The organism is Xanthomonas sp. WHRI 6106, from assembly GCF_040202405.1.
Lineage (GTDB): Bacteria > Pseudomonadota > Gammaproteobacteria > Xanthomonadales > Xanthomonadaceae > Xanthomonas > Xanthomonas cannabis.
On the sequence record NZ_JBEGFC010000009.1, the window covers coordinates 61333 to 78957 of the forward strand.

General features: G+C 66.7%; 9 protein-coding genes and 1 pseudogene. 4 read left to right on the forward strand and 6 right to left on the reverse strand.

Annotation, left to right across the window (positions count from 1 at the left end; genetic code table 11):
- Positions 1-147 precede the first annotated feature (147 nt).
- From ABQZ09_RS13785 to aptA, 6 genes and pseudogenes are all read right to left on the reverse strand, one after another.
- Positions 148-1575, reverse strand: coding sequence for a DHA2 family efflux MFS transporter permease subunit (locus ABQZ09_RS13785; RefSeq protein WP_228314591.1), 1428 nt, complete (start codon positions 1573-1575; stop codon positions 148-150).
- Between the two features lie 923 nt (positions 1576-2498).
- Positions 2499-3485 (reverse strand): HD-GYP domain-containing protein, encoded by a 987-nt coding sequence (locus tag ABQZ09_RS13790; RefSeq protein ID WP_349777146.1) that lies wholly within the window; start codon positions 3483-3485, stop codon positions 2499-2501.
- 33 nt (positions 3486-3518) lie between these two features.
- Positions 3519-7613, reverse strand: coding sequence for a CHASE domain-containing hybrid sensor histidine kinase/response regulator (locus ABQZ09_RS13795; RefSeq protein WP_349777147.1), 4095 nt, complete (start codon positions 7611-7613; stop codon positions 3519-3521).
- A 151-nt stretch (positions 7614-7764) separates the two neighbouring features.
- Positions 7765-9069: a DUF445 domain-containing protein gene (locus tag ABQZ09_RS13800; RefSeq protein WP_184554796.1), complete on the reverse strand. Its 1305-nt coding sequence runs from the start codon at positions 9067-9069 to the stop codon at positions 7765-7767.
- Positions 9070-9458: 389 nt separating this feature from the next.
- A complete protein-coding gene (locus ABQZ09_RS13805; RefSeq protein ID WP_184375057.1) occupies positions 9459-10331 on the reverse strand; it encodes a plasmid replication/partition related protein in 873 nt (290 codons plus the stop codon).
- 340 nt (positions 10332-10671) lie between these two features.
- Positions 10672-12022, reverse strand: a pseudogene (gene aptA / locus ABQZ09_RS13810) (omega-aminotransferase AptA).
- A 380-nt stretch (positions 12023-12402) separates the two neighbouring features.
- On the opposite strand from aptA, the gene ABQZ09_RS13815 reads away from it, so the two are divergent.
- From ABQZ09_RS13815 to ABQZ09_RS13830, 4 genes are read left to right on the forward strand one after another with little or no spacing between them, the layout of a single operon-like run.
- Positions 12403-14082 carry an OFA family MFS transporter gene (locus ABQZ09_RS13815; protein WP_349777148.1) on the forward strand — a complete coding sequence of 560 codons (1680 nt, stop codon included), beginning with the start codon at positions 12403-12405 and terminating at the stop codon, positions 14080-14082.
- A 6-nt stretch (positions 14083-14088) separates the two neighbouring features.
- On the forward strand, positions 14089-14934 hold the full coding sequence (gene fdhD / locus ABQZ09_RS13820) for a formate dehydrogenase accessory sulfurtransferase FdhD (protein WP_349777149.1): 846 nt from the start codon (positions 14089-14091) through the stop codon (positions 14932-14934).
- Positions 14931-17279, forward strand: a complete 2349-nt coding sequence (locus ABQZ09_RS13825; RefSeq protein WP_349777150.1) for an FdhF/YdeP family oxidoreductase — start codon at positions 14931-14933, stop codon at positions 17277-17279. Before fdhD ends, ABQZ09_RS13825 begins: the two co-directional genes overlap by 4 nt.
- Entirely contained in the window at positions 17269-17547 is a 279-nt protein-coding gene (locus ABQZ09_RS13830) for a hypothetical protein (protein WP_349777151.1), read from the forward strand. The genes ABQZ09_RS13825 and ABQZ09_RS13830 overlap by 11 nt, the downstream gene beginning before the upstream one ends.
- Positions 17548-17625: the final 78 nt, after the last annotated feature.

The window sequence follows — 17625 nt, forward strand, 5'->3', positions numbered from 1 at the left end:
TTGCCGCAATGAAGACACTCTTTGCTGCGATAAATCTCGCAGCCGGGTGTGGAAGCCCGAAATCCAAGGCGCACAAGCGCCCACGCCGTCGATTCCGAGGGATGCTCTGTCGTCGACAAGCTTGGGAAGGCGTTGTTCAGAGCGTCCCTAAGCCCGGTGCCCGCTCATTTCCTGTCCGGCGTCCTTGTCGAAACGCACATGCCACCAGGTGGCGCTGAGCGAGATCAGGCTAACCACGCAGAACGCCAGCGAGAAATCGCGCTGCGCCGGTTGGGTATGGTCGCCGGCCAGCATGGCCAGTTTGAGGATCATTGCGCCGGCACACACGCCCACCGAGAGCATCAGCTGCTGCAAGGTGGTGTACAGGCTGCTGGCGCGGCTCATGCGCGCGCTGGGTACGTTTTCGTAGGCGATGGTGTTGTAGGCGGCGAACTGGAACGACATGAAGGCGCCGCAGCACAGCAGCAGGCCGAACATCAGCGCCGGTGGCCAGTCGGGGCGGAACAGTGCGCACACCATGTAGCCCAGGCTGGCCAGCACGCCATTGCCGATTAGGCTGTTGCGGTAGCCAAAGCGGCGCAGCAGCTGCGGGGTGATGCTGCGCATCAGCAGCGCGCCCAGTGCAGTGGCCAGGATCAGGCGGCCGCTGTGCGCGGCGCTCATGCCGAAGCCGATCTGGAACAGCAAGGGCAGCAGGAACGGATGCGCGCCCTGGGTGATGCGCATCAGCGCGCCGCCGATCACCGACAGCCGGAACGAATCGATGCGCAGCAAGCTCAGGTCCAGCAACGGGGCGGGATGGTTGCGCGCATGCCAGAGATAGCCCAGCGCAGCGGCCGCGCCGGTGGCCAGCAGCCAGCTGGCCATGCCGATGCCGTCGTCCTGACTGACCATTTCCAGGCCGAACAACAGGCAGCCCAGCGCCACGCCGCACAGCACGAACCCGCGCAGGTCGAAACGTGTTGGCGCGGTGTCGGTGGGAATGTCGGGGATGAACCGGCGCACCAGCAGGAAGCCGGCAATGCCGATCGGCACATTGATGTAGAAGATCCAGCGCCAGTCCAGATACGAAACGAAGAACCCGCCCAGCGGCGGCCCCAGCATCGGGCCGATGAAGGCGGGCACCAGCGTCCAGGCCATCGCAGATACTAGATGGCGGCGCTCTACCGTGCGCAGTAGGATCAGCCGGCCCAGCGGGGCCATCATCGCGCCGCCAGCCCCCTGCAGCACGCGTGCGGCCACCATGGTGGGCAAGCTGTCGGCCAGCGAACACAGGATCGAGCCGGCGACGAACACCCAGATCGAGGCGCCGAACACGCGGCGCAGGCCGAAGCGGTCGGCGATCGCGCCGCTGGCCGGGATCAGCACCGCCAGCGCCAGCAGGTAGCTGGTCATGGCGATGCTCATGGCCGGCGCGGCCACGCCGAAGTCGCGCGCCAGCGTAGGCAGCGCGGTCGCCAGCACGGTGGCATCCATCTGCTCCATGAAGATGGCGCAGGCCAGGATCAGCGAAATAATGCGGTAGTCGGGATAACGCGGCGGGGCGGTGCCGGCGTCGGACACGCTGGAAGACATCGGACTCTCGGTTGCGGGGCTGCATCGACGGCGCCAGTGGGGCGTCCGGATCGGCCCGCGTCGCACGGTGTTGTGCGGCGCAACATGGGTATTGTCCGCTGACGTGGGGCGGGGTTCAAGCGCACGTGGGTAACAGTGCGTGCTTGTCGATGCAGACGCGGTGGTTTGGATGGTGGACGCTGGCGTTGACGCAGAGGCTTGCGGCTGAGGCGGCTGGTGGGACGTAGCAGCGTGCGATGGCGATAGAGGACGCGCGAAGTGATGCGTCGTCGGCGGGTCGTCCCGAGTTGCCCGCACCCTCATCCGGCGCTGCGCGCCACCTTCTCCCGGAGGGAGAAGGATCGGGCTGCAGCACGCGGACAGTGACGGCACCTGGGCAGAGCCCCTCTCCCTGCGGGAGAGGGGTTGGGGTGAGGGTACGGCGGAAGACAGCCAACCCTGATCGATCGCTTCAGCTCGCTCGGATCGCTACTGGACCAACTCAAACCTTCCACACCAACGCGACAGATATTCCGCACCCTCATCCGGCGCTGCGCGCCACCTTCTCCCGGAGGGAGAAGGATCGGGCTGCAGCACGCGAACAGGGATGGCACCTGGGCAAAGCCTCTCTCCCTGCGGGAGAGGGGTTGGGGTGAGGGTACGGCCGACGGCGGCCAACCCTGATCGATCGCTTCAGCTCGCTCGGATCGCTACTGGACCAACTCAAACCTTCCGCACCAACACGACAGGTAGTCCGCACCCTCATCCGGCGCTGCGCGCCACCTTCTCCCGGCGGGAGAAGGATCAAGCTGCAGCACGCGAACAGGGATGGCACCTGGACAAAGCCCCTCTCCCTGCGGGAGAGGGGTTGGGGTGAGGGTACGGCGGAAGACCGCCAACCCGACATCGCGAATGGGCGGTTGTCCTGGCGACCCGAATCAGCGCTATTCCGCCCGGCTGTCCCAGGCGTCCTTGATCTGCAGGATCTGCGGCAATGCCTCGCGGAAGTGCTGTACCAGGCGCGGTTCCAGTTGTTTGCCCGCCATGCTCTCGATCTTGCGCATGGCGTCTTCCACCGTCCACGGCGCCTTGTACGCGCGCCGGCCGCACAGCGCGTCGAACACATCGGCCACCGCCACGATGCGCGCCGCCTCCGGGATGGCTTCGCCGGCCAGCCCTTGCGGGTAGCCGCTTCCGTCCCAGCACTCGTGGTGATGCAGGGCGATGTCGGCGGCCAGCTGGAACACCGGCCCGCGCCCGTGGCGCAGCAGGTCGTGTCCGGCCTGCGGGTGTTGCCGTACCACCGAGCGCTCGTGCTCGTCCAGCGCGTCGGGCTTGTGCAGGATGCTGCCGGGTACGGCGATCTTGCCGGCGTCGTGCAGCGGTGCGGCATCCTGCAGTACCTGGGCCTGCTGCGGCGACCAGCCGGCGGCTTCGGCCAGCACGCGTGCGTATACCGCCATGCGCCAGATATGTGCGCCGGTATCCACGTCCTGGCCCTGGCTGGCCGTGCCCAGCAGGTGGATCGCGTCGCGATATTGCTGCGCCAGGCGTGTGCATTCGGCCAGTTTGAGTTGCGTGCCGATGCGCGCCTTGAGCAGCGCCGGCGAGTAGGGCTTGCTGACGTAGTCGGCCGCGCCCGCGTCCAGCCCGGCGCGTTCGTCCTGCTCGCTGCTGCGCGCGGTCACGAACAGGATCGGGATGGTCTGGCTGGCCGGCTGCTGCTTGAGCGTGCGAGCCACCGCGTAGCCGTCCATGTCGGGCAGTTCCACATCCAGCAGGATCAATGCCGGTTGATGGCGCGTCACCGCATCCAGCGCCTCGCTGCCGGTCTTGGCGAAGACCAACGGGAAATCGTCGCGCAGCAGCTGGCGCAAGGTGGCCAGGTTGCTGGATTCGTCGTCGACACAGAGCAGGGGACGGGACGGCATGGAGGGTCCTTGCAGTCGGGCAGGAGATCGCGGTCAGCCTGGGTGGGTGGCCTGCCAGTCGCGCAGGGTGGCTTCGGCGCGGCGGAAGTCGAAGTCCTCCACCGCGCGCTGCAGTTCCTCCTGCAGGCTGCGCGGCAGGCGCGGAGCGCAGATCAGCAGTGCGTGGTCGATCTTGTCGGCATCGTCGCTGGCGAAGGCGGCCTGCAGGATCTGCAGGCTGTCTGCATCCAGCGCAACGTCGGCATCGTCGCTGTCGGCCTCCTGCGCGTCGTCCTGCACGAAGGCGCGAATCGCGTCGGCGGTGCGCTGCATCACGTCCCTGAGCGCGAGCAGCGAGGCGGTGACGTCGTGGCCGTCTTCGATGCGGGCTTCCAGATCGCTCGCCGCGCCGGCCAGGGCCGGCAGCGCCAGCGAGCCGGCAGCGCCACGCAGCTTGTGTGCCAGCGCGCCGATGGCGGGCAGCTCGTTGCGGCGCAGGTGCTCGGCCGCCACCTCGGCCGGGTCCGGGTTGTCGCGCAGCAGCTTGAGCAGATAACGCACGTACGGCTCGCGGTCGCGCCAGAGGCTGTGCGCACGCGCCGCGTCCAGCAGCTCCGGTGTGTCGTGCATCCACGCCGGACCGGCCGCCACGGCGGTTTCGTGCGGCAGCGACGGAATGCGCTTGGCCCCGGGACGCATGAAATGGCGGATCGCGGTGACCAGTTCCTCGACGTTGAACGGCTTGGCGATGAAGCCGTTCATGCCGGCCTCCAGCGCTTTTTCCTGTTGTGGGCGGAAGGCACCGGCGGTCAATGCAATCACCGGCAGACTGGCCAGGGCAGGAATCTGCCGCAGCCGGCGGGTGGCTTCGTAGCCGTCCACCACCGGCATCTGCACATCCATCAGCACCAGGTGGAACAGATCGGGCGCGCGCTTGAGCGTGTTGACCGCCTGCTCGCCGTCATGGGCGACGGTGACCATGGCACCTTCGCCTTCGAGGATGCGTTGCGCCACCTCGCAGTTGATGTCGCTGTCGTCCACCAGCAGAAGATGTGCGCCTTCCAGCCGCCTTGCGACGAAGGTCGGCGCCACCGGGCGCGCGCCCGGACGCTGTTCCACCAGTTGCTCCACCAGCCGATGCAACGCGGCCGTGGTCACCGGCTTGGTCATCACCGCGTCCAGGTCCTGTTGTTCTGGGTGTTGCTCCAGCAGGCGCCGTTCGTAGGCGGTGACCATCACGATCACCGGGTGCGGACCGGGCGCTGCGCGCGCGCGGATCTGGCGGGCGATCGCCACGCCGTCGATGTCGGGCATGCGCCAGTCGAGCAGGAAGATGTCGTACGGCTCGCTGGCCTGTTCGATGGCCGCCAGCGCGGCCTGGCCGTTTGCCACCGCGTCCACGCGCCAGCCGAGCTCGGTGGTGATACGCACCAGGTTGTTGAGCGCCGCATCGTGGTCGTCGGCGATCAACACCCGCGGCATCGCTTCTGGCGGCAGCGCCGGGAGCTCCTGGTGCGCAGTGGGGGGCGCGGCCTTTTCCAGTGTCACCACGAAGTAAAACTCGCTGCCGCGGCCGGGCACGCTTTCCACTTCCAGCTCGCCGCCCATCAGCTCGATCAGGCGTCGGCTGATGGTCAGGCCCAGCCCGCTGCCGCCATAGCGACGGCTGGTGGAGGTGTCGGCCTGCAGGAACGGAGAGAAGATCAGGCTCTGCTTTTCCTTGGAAATGCCGATGCCGGTGTCGCGTACCGAGAACAGCAGCTTGACCTTGTTGGGGTCGCCGCTGGGGAAGCGTCGCACCGACAGCACCACTTCGCCTTCCTCGGTGAACTTGATGGCGTTGCCGACCAGGTTGACCAGCACCTGGTTGATGCGCAGTGCATCGCCCAACAGCCAGCGGCTGTCGCGCGGCAATGGCTCGACGATCATCTCCACTGGTTTTGCACTGAGCGAAGAGCGCATCAGGTCGGCGATGTTGTCGAACAACTGGTTGAGGTCGAACGGCGCATGTTCCAGATCGATTCGCCCGGCTTCGATCTTGGAGAAGTCCAGGATGTCGTTGATGATTTCCAGCAGGGTGCGCGCGGAGCGATCGATCTTGACGACCATGTCCTGCGCCGCGCCGGGAAGTTCGCTGCGCTGAAGCAGGTACAACATGCCCAGGATGGCATTCATGGGCGTGCGGATTTCGTGGCTCATGTTGGCCAGGAAATCGGACTTGGACTGGTTGGCGCTCTTGGCTGCATCCATCGCCAGGCGCAGCTGTTTTTCGTGCAGTTTCTGCTCGGTCAGATCCACGGCGACGCCGAGGTAGCCGATCACCTGGTCGTTGTCGTCGCGCAAGGTGCTCAAGGTCAGCAGCACCGGCAGGCGGCGGCCGTCGTGACTGACGTAGGTCCATTCGCTGGTGTCGCTGCGCCCGAGGCTGGTGAGCGCGGCAACTGCCTCCAGGGTGTGCGCCACCGGGACGCCGGTCTGTTCTGACAGCCGGTGCGCGCGTTCCTGCAATTCCTCGGCTTCGACGAACTGGCTGACCTTGCGACGGCCGATCACATCCTCGGCGTTGTAACCCAGCAGTTTTTCCGCGGCCGGGTTGAACAGCGTGACAAAGCCGCTGGAGTCGGCGGCGATGATGGCGTAGCCGGCGTGCGCCAGGATCGCGCGCTGCAACACCGAGAACTTCACCAGTTCGCTGGTGCGCTCGGCCACCTGATGTTCGAGCGAGGCATTGAGATCGACGATGCGCTGATGCGAGCGCACCCGGTCGGAGATGTCGCGGAAGAAGTGCGAGTGCCCGCTGAGCGTGCCATCGGCATCGATGATCGGTGCCTTGCTGGCCAGCACATGCACGTGCTGACCATCGCGGTGGCGCATGCGCTGCGCTGCAGAGGCGTTGCCCAGATGTGCATCGTCGGCGTGGTCGACCTGCGGCATCGCATAGGGCTGCGGTGACAGCAGTCCTGTCAGGTCCTGGCCGATCGCCTCGTCGGCGGTGTATCCGAACATGGCCTCGGCTGCCGGATTCCAGTGGGTGACGCGGCCGTCCGGTGTTTCGGCGACGATGGCCTCGCTGGAATGGCTGACCAGCGCGGCCAGTTCCATCTGCTTGCGCAACACTTCTTCACGACGCAGCCCGTTGCTGAAATACAGCGCCAGCAAGGCGGCAAACAACACCGAGGTGGCCATGACCAGGCCGCCGACCAGCCAGGGCGAGGTCTGGTTGAGCGAGGCCACGAAACTGGCAGTCGGCTGGGCGGTGATGACCCAGGTGCGGCCGTAGATGGGCAACAACTGCACCACCGGCGGGCGCCGCGCGCTGTCGCTGATCGGCGTACCGCTGCGATAGAAATTGTGGGTCGGCTCGTTGCGGTCGGACAGGTCCAGCGCCACGTCGTTGCGCTCGCCCAGCGCGCTTTGCACCATCTGCTCGACACTGAAGGGCGCATACACCCAGCCGCTGGTCGCCGCCATGCGTTGCTGCGGGGTCTGCAACGGCATGCCCTCGCGATAGACCGCCAGCAGCACCAGAAAGCCGCTTTCGGTGGGCACGCGGTAGCCCGACAACGAAATCGGCGAGGTCATGATCGGGGAGCCGCTGCGCGCGGCCTGCAAGGCGGCGGCGCGGCGCCGTGGTTCGGACGCGATGTCCAGACCGATCGGGCGGTTGCCCGAGGATTCGGGCTCGAAATACAGCACGAGGTAGCGCTCGCCTTCCCACGGCGCGAGCAGGCGCCGGTGGATGTCCGGTGCGCCGTCGGCGCGTGCGCTCTGCAGGAACGCGGCCTCCTCGGACGGTGCGACCCGGTGGATATAGCCGTACCCCAGCACGCCGGGGAACTCGCGCGAATAATCCCGCGAGCGGCTGTAGAGGGTGAAGCGCTCTCGACTGATCACATCGCTGCCGGCGCCGATCACCGCGCCACGCGCACCGCGCAGGCCGTGCTCGAAGGTATACATGCGCTCGCTGATGTTGCGCGCCAGGGTGCGCACCACATACTGAAAACGTTGCTCGCGCTCGAGCTCGTTGTGCCGGTGCAGCCAGACTCCGGTGGCGATGGCCGCAATCAGGCCTGCGGTGAGAATCAGCAAGGCGCTGGCAAACACGCGGCGCCCGTATTTCCTGCGCAGATCCCAGCGGCCGTTCGGCATCTTCGTCCCTTTGCCTTGCCTGTTGCGTGCCCAGTGTGCTGGCCGACAACACTGTCGGCTTCGTGGTACCGCCTGACGATCATCCGGCTGCGTGCAGTGTCCCCCGCGGCATCGGCCGCACCGTCTGGGCGATCATCGTCGTGTCAGTGCATCAGAACGATAGCCAGATCGACAGTGCGTGAAGGGCCAGGCCGATCAGTCCACCGACCAACGTTCCGTTGAAGCGAATGTATTGCAGATCGCGTCCGACACCCAATTCCAATTGTTCGACGAGGTGACGTTCGTCCCAACTTTTCATGGTCGACGCGATGTGCTCGGTGACCGATGCGCGCAGCCGCGTGGTGAGTTTGTCGGCGGCCTGCAACATATGCTGGTTGAGCGCCTCGCGCAGCGAAGGATCCTGCGACAGGGCCTGGCCTAGCGATTGCATGGAGCGCTCCATGTGTGCGGCCATCGACGACTCTTCACGCGCCAGGTCGTTGCGCAGGGCATCGCGGATTTCGCCCCATAGCCCCTGCACATACTCCTGCAGTGCCGGATGTGCGATCGCGCGCTGTTTGAGGTCTTCCACGCGCGCGGCCATCTCCGGCTCGTCGCGCAGGCGCGCGATGTAGCCCTGCAGCCAGGCCTCGTAGTCGAGCCTGATGGGATGGTCGGGCGTGGTGAGGATGTCCTGCAATTCTTCGAGCGCCGCCCGCGCCATGCGGTCAGCCAGGCTGTCGCCGATCTCCTCGATCGGCTTGACCCAGTTCACCGTGCCGACCAGCTTGGGCCACTCGCGCCGCGCATAGCGCACGATCAGCGCGGAGGCGCGTGTCTTGACCTGTTCCTGGTCCAGCCATTGCCCCAGCCGCAGCAGCACTTCGTCCAGCAACTTCTGATGGCGGCCGTCGGTAGTGAGCAGGGCCATGACATCGCCGACCGTGGCGGCGGCATTCCATTTGCGCAGGCGGTCCACGACAAACCGCTGGATGGCGCGCCGCACCGCCGCTTCGTCCAGCAGTTCCAGCGCCTGCAACATCCAGCCGCGCGCCATCTGCGCCAGCATGCGTGCCTGCTCGGGCTTGGCCAGCCACTCGCCGAGGCGGCTGGCCGGGTCGAACACGCGCAGCTTGTCCATCAACGCCTCGGGCGCCAGGAACTGATCGCGCACGAACACTGCCAGCCCATCGGCCAGGCGCTCCTTGCCGCGCGGCAGGATGGCGGTGTGCGGGATCGGCAGGCCCATCGGGCGGCGGAACAGCGCCACCACCGCAAACCAGTCGGCCAGTGCGCCCACGGTGGCCGCTTCGCAAAACGCCGACACCCAGGCCCAGATGCCTTGTTCGCCCATCAGATGGCTGACGACAAAACCGGCGAACATGGCCAGCAGCAACGCTGCTGCGAGTAGCTTCATGCGCTGCAGCTGCGCGCGACGCGGATCAATCGGACGGGGAGTGCTGAGACTGGGTTCCATCAGTGGAGTGTACCCAGTCGTTTGACCAGGGCATGTCCACGGCAGGTGGCGCCACCACGCGCGAAGGTTGTTGGCGGCCTCTTGCGTGCTTTTGCTCCAGCTGCGCTTGAGTTGGGGCGCCCAAGCGGCTGTTGCCGTCGTAGGAGCGCACCTGCGCGCGACGGGCTTTATCGGGAATGCCTGTCGCGCCCAGGTGCGCTCCTACAACGGCGTGCTCTGCTGGATTGACTTGTCACTAGCGGCGTATTGCGCAGGCGGTCGGTCCGGTCGCGATGCGACCAGTCGCCCGTGTAGGAGCGCACCTGGGCGCGAGGCGTTACCGGTAATGCTTCGTCGCGCCCGGGTGCGCTCCTACCACGGGCAGGCTTGCCGGACCGGCAGGTGCGCACTTAGCCGCGCAGGCGCTCCAGCTGCGATTGCAGTGCGGCGACCTTGGACTGCAGGGCGGCGTTTTCGTTTTCCAGCTCGGTGACGCGGCGTTGCAAGGCCTTGAGGTCGCGGCGTTCGGCTTCGCCGCCTTCGGCCTCGTCGGACTTGGGCTTGCGCTTGGCGTCGCGCACGCGCTTGGCGGCCTGCTTCAGTTCGGCCTTGCCCGCCTGTGCGGCGGCGCGCTGTTCGTCTTCGGACAAGGTTGCCACGGCAGCAGCGGCGCTGATGGAAATCTCGCCGGACTTCACCGCCTGCACCACTTCCGGGGCGGCCTGTTTGTGGATGCGCTCGATCATCACCACCTGATTGCTGCTCAGGCGCGCCTCGCGTGCCAGCTCGGCGCGGCTGACCGGGGTGGAGGTCTCTTCCCACGGCGGGCTGTCGGTGTCTTCGGTCGCTTGCGCGGCGCTGCTGTCACGCATGGCGCTGTCATCGCCGCCGCTTGCCGCGTGCGCGTCGGCCTGCAGGGGCGCTTCGGCGGCGGCATCGGCATCGCGCTGGGTGCGCTGGCGCAGCGCCAGGATCTCGCGCTTGCGCAAGGCCAGCACGCCACGCTGGAAGTCGGAGACGCTGCGCCGGCCCAGGTGCTGCTCGATCATCCACAGATGCACGTCCTGCATCGACTGGAAGCGTGGGTTCTGCACGGTCTGGAATGGCAGCCCGTGCTTCTGGCAGATGCCATAGCGGTTGTGGCCATCCACCAGCACATCGCCCCACAGCACCAAGGCGTCGCGGCATCCTTCAGCCAGCAGGCTGCGCTCCAGCGCCTCGTGCTCGTCGGGGGTCAGCGGGTCGATATAGGCCTTGAGTTCTTCTTTGACAACGATGTTCATGCGGCGACGGCGGGGGAGTGCGGGGCCGGCATTGTAGTGAGCCTGCCCCGGCTTTGCGCGCTTGACGTACTGCCTGCCGCGTGACACGCGAGCACGTGTGGATGGCGAACGCGGCAGCGGACCGGGCGGTGCCTCAAACGGACCGCCTGCCGCACGCAGGCGGCACCATCCGTGCGCGGTGCAGCCGGCCCCTGCCGCGACCCGGGTGGATGCCGCGGCGTTGTCGAGCATGTGCTGGAAAGGCCGCCTCCCGCCAAGCGCCCCATCGCGCGGCGCGTCGAACGGAGCACTGCCGTGGCGGCCGCGCCCGCTACGCACCGGGCTGCCGCCTCGGCCACACTCACTCCAGCTGACGCAGGATCGCCGCCAGCGTCTCGACCATCTGCCCGATCTGTTCGGGGCTGACGATCAATGGGTGACAACGCGATGACATCCCCGGTCACCCGCACCAGCAGGCCGCCGTCGTGGAAGCAGCGCTCGAACACCTCGTAGCCGCGCGCACCGGGGGCACCGTCGCGCGGCGCCAGCTCGATCGCACCGATCAAGCCGATGTTGCGGATGTCGATCACGTGCGGCAGGCCGCGCAGGCCATGCAGCGCCGCTTCCCACTGCGGGCCCAGCGTGATCGCACGGGAGAACAGCTGCTCCTCGGCATAGGTGTCCAGCGTGGCGATCGCCGCCGCACAGGCCAGCGGGTGACCGGAGTAGGTGTAGCCATGAAACAGCTCGATCGCCTGCTGCGGGCCGTGCATGAAGGCATCGAAGATGGCATCGGCCACCAGCACCGCGCCCATCGGCACGGTGCCGCTGGTCAGCCCCTTGGCGGCGGTGATGATGTCCGGGGTGACGCCAAAGCGCTGCGCCGCGAACGCCTCGCCGACCCGGCCGAAGCCGGTGATCACCTCGTCGAACACCAGCACGATGCCATGGCGGTCGCAGATGGCGCGCAGCCGCTGCAGGTAACCCTCCGGCGGCAGGATCACCCCGGCCGAGCCGGACACCGGCTCGACGAATACGGCGGCGATCGTGGAGGCATCGTGCAGGGTGATCAGCCGCTCCAGATCGTCGGCCAGCTCGGCACCGTGCACCGGCAGTCCGCGCGAATAGGCGTTGCGTTGCAGATCCAGCGTGTGGCGGAGGTGGTCGGTGCCGGCCAGCAACGGGCCGAACCATTTGCGGTTGTTGGGCAGCCCGCCGATCGACATGCCACCGAAGCCCACCCCGTGGTACGCCTTCTCGCGGCCGATGAAGCGGGTGCGCTGGCCCTCGCCGCGCAGGCGGTGATAGGCCAGCACGATCTTCATCGCGCTATCCACTGCCTCCGAGCCGGAGTTGGTGAAGAACACATGGCCCAGACCGGGCGGGGCCAGGGCGGCCAGACGTTGCGCCAGCACGAACGGCAGCGGTGAGCCCATCTGGAAGGTGGGAGCAAAGTCCAACGTGCCGGCTTGGTCGCGGATGGCCGCCACGATCCGTTCGCGCGCGTGGCCGGCGTTGCAGCACCACAGGCCGGCGGTGCCGTCCAGGATCTGCCGGCCATCGACATCGCGGTAATACATGCCGGCGGCGGAGGCGAGCAGGCGAGGGCGGGCCTTGAATTGGCGGTTGGCCGTGAACGGCATCCAAAATGCCTCCAGCGTCCCGGGTGCAGGCAGCGCAGGCGCGTCGTCGTGCGCAAGTGGGTCATGCATGGCCGGCTCCGTCGCGGGGTGTCGCCCGACTGTACGCAGCCATCGTGTCGGCCGTCACCCGGGCGATGGCCGGAATGCGGCACATGGCGCGGGGTGCCCGGCCGGCGCCGGTGGGGGTTAGTCCCTAAGAACTAGTCAATTAGTCGCAGCCTCGGCCGCTAATCTCACAGAACGCCTGCGTGGCGTGGGGATGGCCATGCGATGGAACGCTGCGGGGGCGTCGCCAAGCATTGCAAAGCGGCAAGGATTGCCGATGATGCGCCAGACAACCGCCAGTTGGGCCTGGTTATCGCCGCTGCCCTTATCGCAACACGCCAATCGATCGCAGCCGTCAATCGTTTTTATCGCAGTTCATCGCACTTTATTTTTGGGGAATGGGAATGACGCAAGGGTCCACCGTGGCGACAGCCAGCGGCGCTGACGCCGGTCTGCTGTCCAAGGAGCGCATCGTTGCGCGTCCGGGGTTCAATCGTTGGCTGGTTCCGCCGGCTGCACTGGCGATCCATCTGTGCATCGGCATGGCCTATGGCTTCAGCGTGTTCTGGTTGCCGCTGTCCAAGGCGCTGGGCATCACCGAAGCGATTGCCTGCCCGGCCGACATGGGCCTGTTCGCGCACATGGTGGCCACCACCTGCGACTGGAAGATCAGCGAGCTGCAGTGGATGTACACGCTGTTCTTCGTGCTGCTGGGCTGTTCGGCGGCGATCTGGGGCGGCTGGCTGGAACGTGCCGGCCCACGCAAGGCCGGTGTGGTGTCGGCGCTGTGCTGGTGCGGCGGCCTGGTGATCTCGGCGGCCGGTATCCACTTCCATCAGATCTGGATGCTGTGGCTGGGTTCGGGCGTGATCGGTGGTATCGGCCTGGGCCTGGGCTATATCTCGCCGGTGTCCACGCTGATCAAATGGTTCCCGGACCGTCGCGGCATGGCGACCGGCATGGCGATCATGGGCTTTGGTGGCGGTGCGATGATCGGCAGCCCGCTGGCCGACGCGTTGATGCGCCACTTCGCCACGCCGACCTCGGTGGGCGTGATGGAAACCTTCCTGGTCATGGCTGCGCTGTATTTCGTCTTCATGATGGCCGGCGCGTTCGGCTATCGCGTGCCGCCGAGCGGCTGGACCCCGGCCGGCTGGACCGCGCCGGTGGCCAGCAACAACGCCATGATCACCGCCAACCATGTGCACGTGAAAAAGGTTTGGGGCATCCCGCAGTTCTGGTTGCTGTGGGGCGTGCTGTGCCTGAACGTCTCGGCCGGTATCGGTGTGATCGGCATGTCCTCGCCGATGCTGCAGGAAGTGTTCGGCGGCCGTCTGATCGGGGTGGACGTCGGCTTCGGCAGCCTGGATCCGACCCAGCTGGCCAGCATCGCGGCCATCGCGGCCGGCTTCACCGGCCTGCTCAGCCTGTTCAACATCGGTGGCCGCTTCTTCTGGGCCAGCATGTCCGACAAGCTCGGTCGCAAGAACACCTACACGCTGTTCTTCGTGCTGGGCATCTGCCTGTACGCCGCGGCGCCGTCGGCCGGTGGCGTGGGCGGCATCGCGCTGTTCGTGGGCATCTTCTGCATCATCCTGTCGATGTACGGCGGCGGTTTTGCCACCATTCCCGCCTATCTGGCCGATCTGTTCGGCACCCAGATGGTCGGCGCCATCCATGGCCGTCTGCTCACGGCGTGGGCCACCGCCGGCATCCTCGGCCCGGTGGTGGTGGGGTATATGCGCGAGTACCAGCTGGCGCACGGCAGCCCGCCGTCACAGGTCTACAACACCACCATGTACATCCTGGCTGGCATGCTCGTGCTCGGCCTGATCTGCAATCTGTTGGTGCGCCCGGTGGCCGCGCGTCACTTCATGACGCCCGACGAGCTGGCACGCGAAAAGCAGCTGGCGCACGAGAAGGTCGACCGCAGCGGGCATGCAGTGCTGCCGCCGGAGCAGATGGCGCGCATCGGTCATGGCGGCAACCCTGCACTGGTGGCGTTTGCTTGGCTGGCTGTTGGCATCCCCATGGCGTTCGGCATCTGGGTGACCCTGCAGAAAGCCTTCGTGCTGTTCCATTGAGGTGAGATGACCAGTCCGTCTTCCCGCACGGTGCGCCCGGGCAGTGTGGTGCGCAGCGTGATCCGCCATCGCGGCGGTCGCGTTGCCACGGTGCAGGACATGGTGGCGGCCGAAATGCCGGTTACCCTGATCTACAACCAGGTGCCGTTCGCGGTGATGATGGCCACGCCGGAGGACCTGGAGGATTTCGCACTTGGGTTCTCGTTGAGCGAAGGCATCATCGATCACGCGCCGGACCTGCGCGTGGTGGCGGTGGAGACGTTTCTGGAAGGCGCCTCGCTGCAGATCGAGGTGCCGCCCGAGCGCGCGGCGGCGTTGGACCGGCGGCGGCGCAATCTGGACGGGCGCAGCGGTTGCGGCGTGTGCGGCAATGAATCCATCGAGGCGGTGCTGCGTGTGCCGCCGGTGGTGCAGTCCACGCTGCGGATCGATGCGGATGCATTGGCGCGTGCGCTGGAGGCCTTGCATGCGCAGCAGCCGATTGCCGCGCAGACTGGTGCGGTGCACGCGGCCGGTTGGGCCGATGCAAACGGCGTGGTGCAACTGGTCCGCGAAGACGTGGGCCGGCATAACGCCCTGGACAAGTTGATCGGTGCATTGGCGCGCGCGCGCATCGATGCATCGCAAGGGTTTGCGGTGGTGACCAGCCGCGCCAGTTACGAGATGGCCATGAAAGCCGCGCAGGCCCGGATTCCTCTGCTGGCAGCGATTTCGGCACCGACTGCCCTGGCGATCAGCCTGGCCGACAGCGCGGGACTGACCCTGATCGGGTTTGCCCGCAATCACGATTGTGTTGTTTACAGCCATCCACAACGCCTGGACCTGGGCGTTGCCGTGGGAGAGCCCGCATGAGCAAGAAGACCATCAAGCAGTACGACAATCCCGCCGGTGGCTGGGGCGCCTTGCGCTCGGTCGCCAAGCACCTGATGGAACAGGACATCGCGGTGCAGGGCGCCAAGACGCTGCTGCATGCCAACCAGCCGGACGGCTTCGACTGCCCGGGCTGTGCCTGGCCGGACCGCGATCACACCTCCACCTTCGAATTCTGCGAGAACGGCGCCAAGGCCGTGGCAGCCGAGTCCACCGCGCGCCGCGCCGGGCCGGAGCTGTTCGCCTCGCACAGCGTCAGCCTGATGTCGCAGTACAGCGATTACTGGCTGGAAGGGCAGGGCCGCCTGACCCACCCAATGCGCTATGACGCGGCCACCGACCACTACGTGCCGGTGAGCTGGGACGCTGCGTTTGCGCAGATCGCCAGCCATCTCAACGGGCTGGCAACCCCGGACGAGGCGATCTTCTACACCTCCGGGCGCACCAGCAACGAGGCGGCGTTCCTATATCAGTTGTTCGTGCGCGAGTTCGGCACCAACAACTTCCCCGACTGCTCCAACATGTGCCACGAGCCCTCCGGCACCGCACTGCGGTCGCAGATCGGCGTGGGCAAGGGCACGGTGTCGCTGCACGATTTCGAACTGGCCGATGCCATCTTCATCTTCGGCCAGAATCCGGGCACCAATCATCCGCGCATGCTGGGCGAGTTGCGTGAGGCCTCCAAGCGTGGCGCGGCGATTGCGGCCTTCAATCCGCTGCGCGAGCGCGGGCTGGAAAAATTCGCCGACCCGCAGGACAAGCTGGAGATGTTGCACAACGGCTCCACGCGTATCGCATCGGACTATTTCCAGCTCAAGATCGGCGGCGATTTGGCCGCGCTCAAGGGCATCATCAAGCATGTGCTCGAGCGCGACGCGCAGGCCCAGCGCGAAGGCACGCCGCGGTTGCTGGACCTGGATTTCATTGCCGAGCACACCGCCAACTTCGACGCCTTCGCGGCCGATGTGCAGGCCGAGCGCTGGGACACCATCGTCGAGGAGTCCGGTCTGAACGAGGCGGCGCTGCGCAAGGCCGGCGAGATCTATCTCAATGCCGAGCGCGTGATCGCCTGCTGGGGCATGGGCATCACCCAGCACAAGCATTCGGTGGCCACCATCCACATGATCACCAACCTGCTGTTGCTGCGCGGCCACCTGGGCCGTCCCGGTGCGGGTGTGTGCCCGGTGCGCGGGCACAGCAACGTGCAGGGCGACCGCACGATGATGATCTACGAAAAGCCGCCGGCCGCATTCCTGGACAAGCTGCAGTCGGTGTTCGGCTTTGCGCCACCGCGCGCAGACGGCTTCGACACCGTGGGCGCGATCGAGGCGATGCTGGACGGGCGCGGCAAGGTGTTCTTCGCGATGGGCGGCAACTTTGCCGCGGCCACGCCGGATACCGATGCCACCCACCGCGCGCTGCGCAACTGCGAACTCACCGTGCACGTCACCACCAAGCTCAATCGCAGCCATCTGGTGCACGGGCGCGATGCGCTGATCCTGCCGTGCCTGGGCCGTACCGAAATCGATATCCAGGACGCCGGCTCGCAGGGTGTGACGGTGGAAGATTCGATGAGCATGGTGCACCTGTCGGCCGGCATCAATCCGCCGGCGTCGCCTAATTTGCTGTCCGAGCCGGCGATCGTGGCGCGCATGGCCGAAGCCACGTTGGGCGCGCGCAGCGCGATCCGCTGGCGCTGGCTGGTGGGCGACTACGACCGCGTGCGCGACCTGATTGCGCAGGTGTTCCCGGACTTTGCCGGCTTCAACGAGCGCGTGCGCACACCCGGTGGGTTCCGCTTGTCCAATACCGCGCGCGATCGCCAGTGGGTGACCCCGGAGCAACGCGCGGTGTTCAAGCCGCATGCGGTGCCGACCGACAACCCCATCCATCGCGCACGCCGTACCCGGACCGACCAGATGGTGTTCACCCTGGCCACCACGCGCTCGCACGATCAGTACAACACCACCATTTACGGGCTGGACGATCGCTACCGCGGCGTGTTCGGCGAACGTCGCGTGCTGTTCATCAACGGCGCCGACATCGCGGCCTTGAACATGAAAGCCGGCGACTGGGTGGACCTGGAAAGCCTGTGCGATGACGGCGTGCAGCGCGAGGCACGTCGCTTCCTGCTGGTGGACTACAACATCCCGCGCGGCTGCCTGGCGGCGTACTACCCGGAAACCAACGCATTGGTGCCGCTATCGAGCTTTGCCGACGAAGCGCGTACGCCCACCTCCAAGTCGATTCCGGTGATTGTGCTGCCGCATCGCGCCGAAACTGCGGATGCAGCGCCACGCGACATCGGAGCGGTGCTTGTCCGCTGATCCGCAGCTCACCGCCCAGCTGTTGCATACCCTGGCCAACGCGCCCGAGGGCGTGTCGTTGCCGAAGCTCTGCAAGCAGCTGGGCGTGCGCATGAGCGTGCTGCTGCGCACGCTTGCCTGGTTGGGGACGGCAAACCTGGACGGGCAACCCGGTCCGGATTGGGTGCGCGTGGAAGATCGCGGCGAGCGGCAGTTCGCGGTGCTGACGCCGGTCGGTTTGGCGGAACAGATGCAGCGATCAGCAGCGCAGGCGCCACAGGGCGGTTGAGCCAGTTCCTGCTGCTTTGAAAGCTGTGCAGAACGACCAACCCAACTGGTCCTTGCCCGCCCACCGTCGCAGGACCTT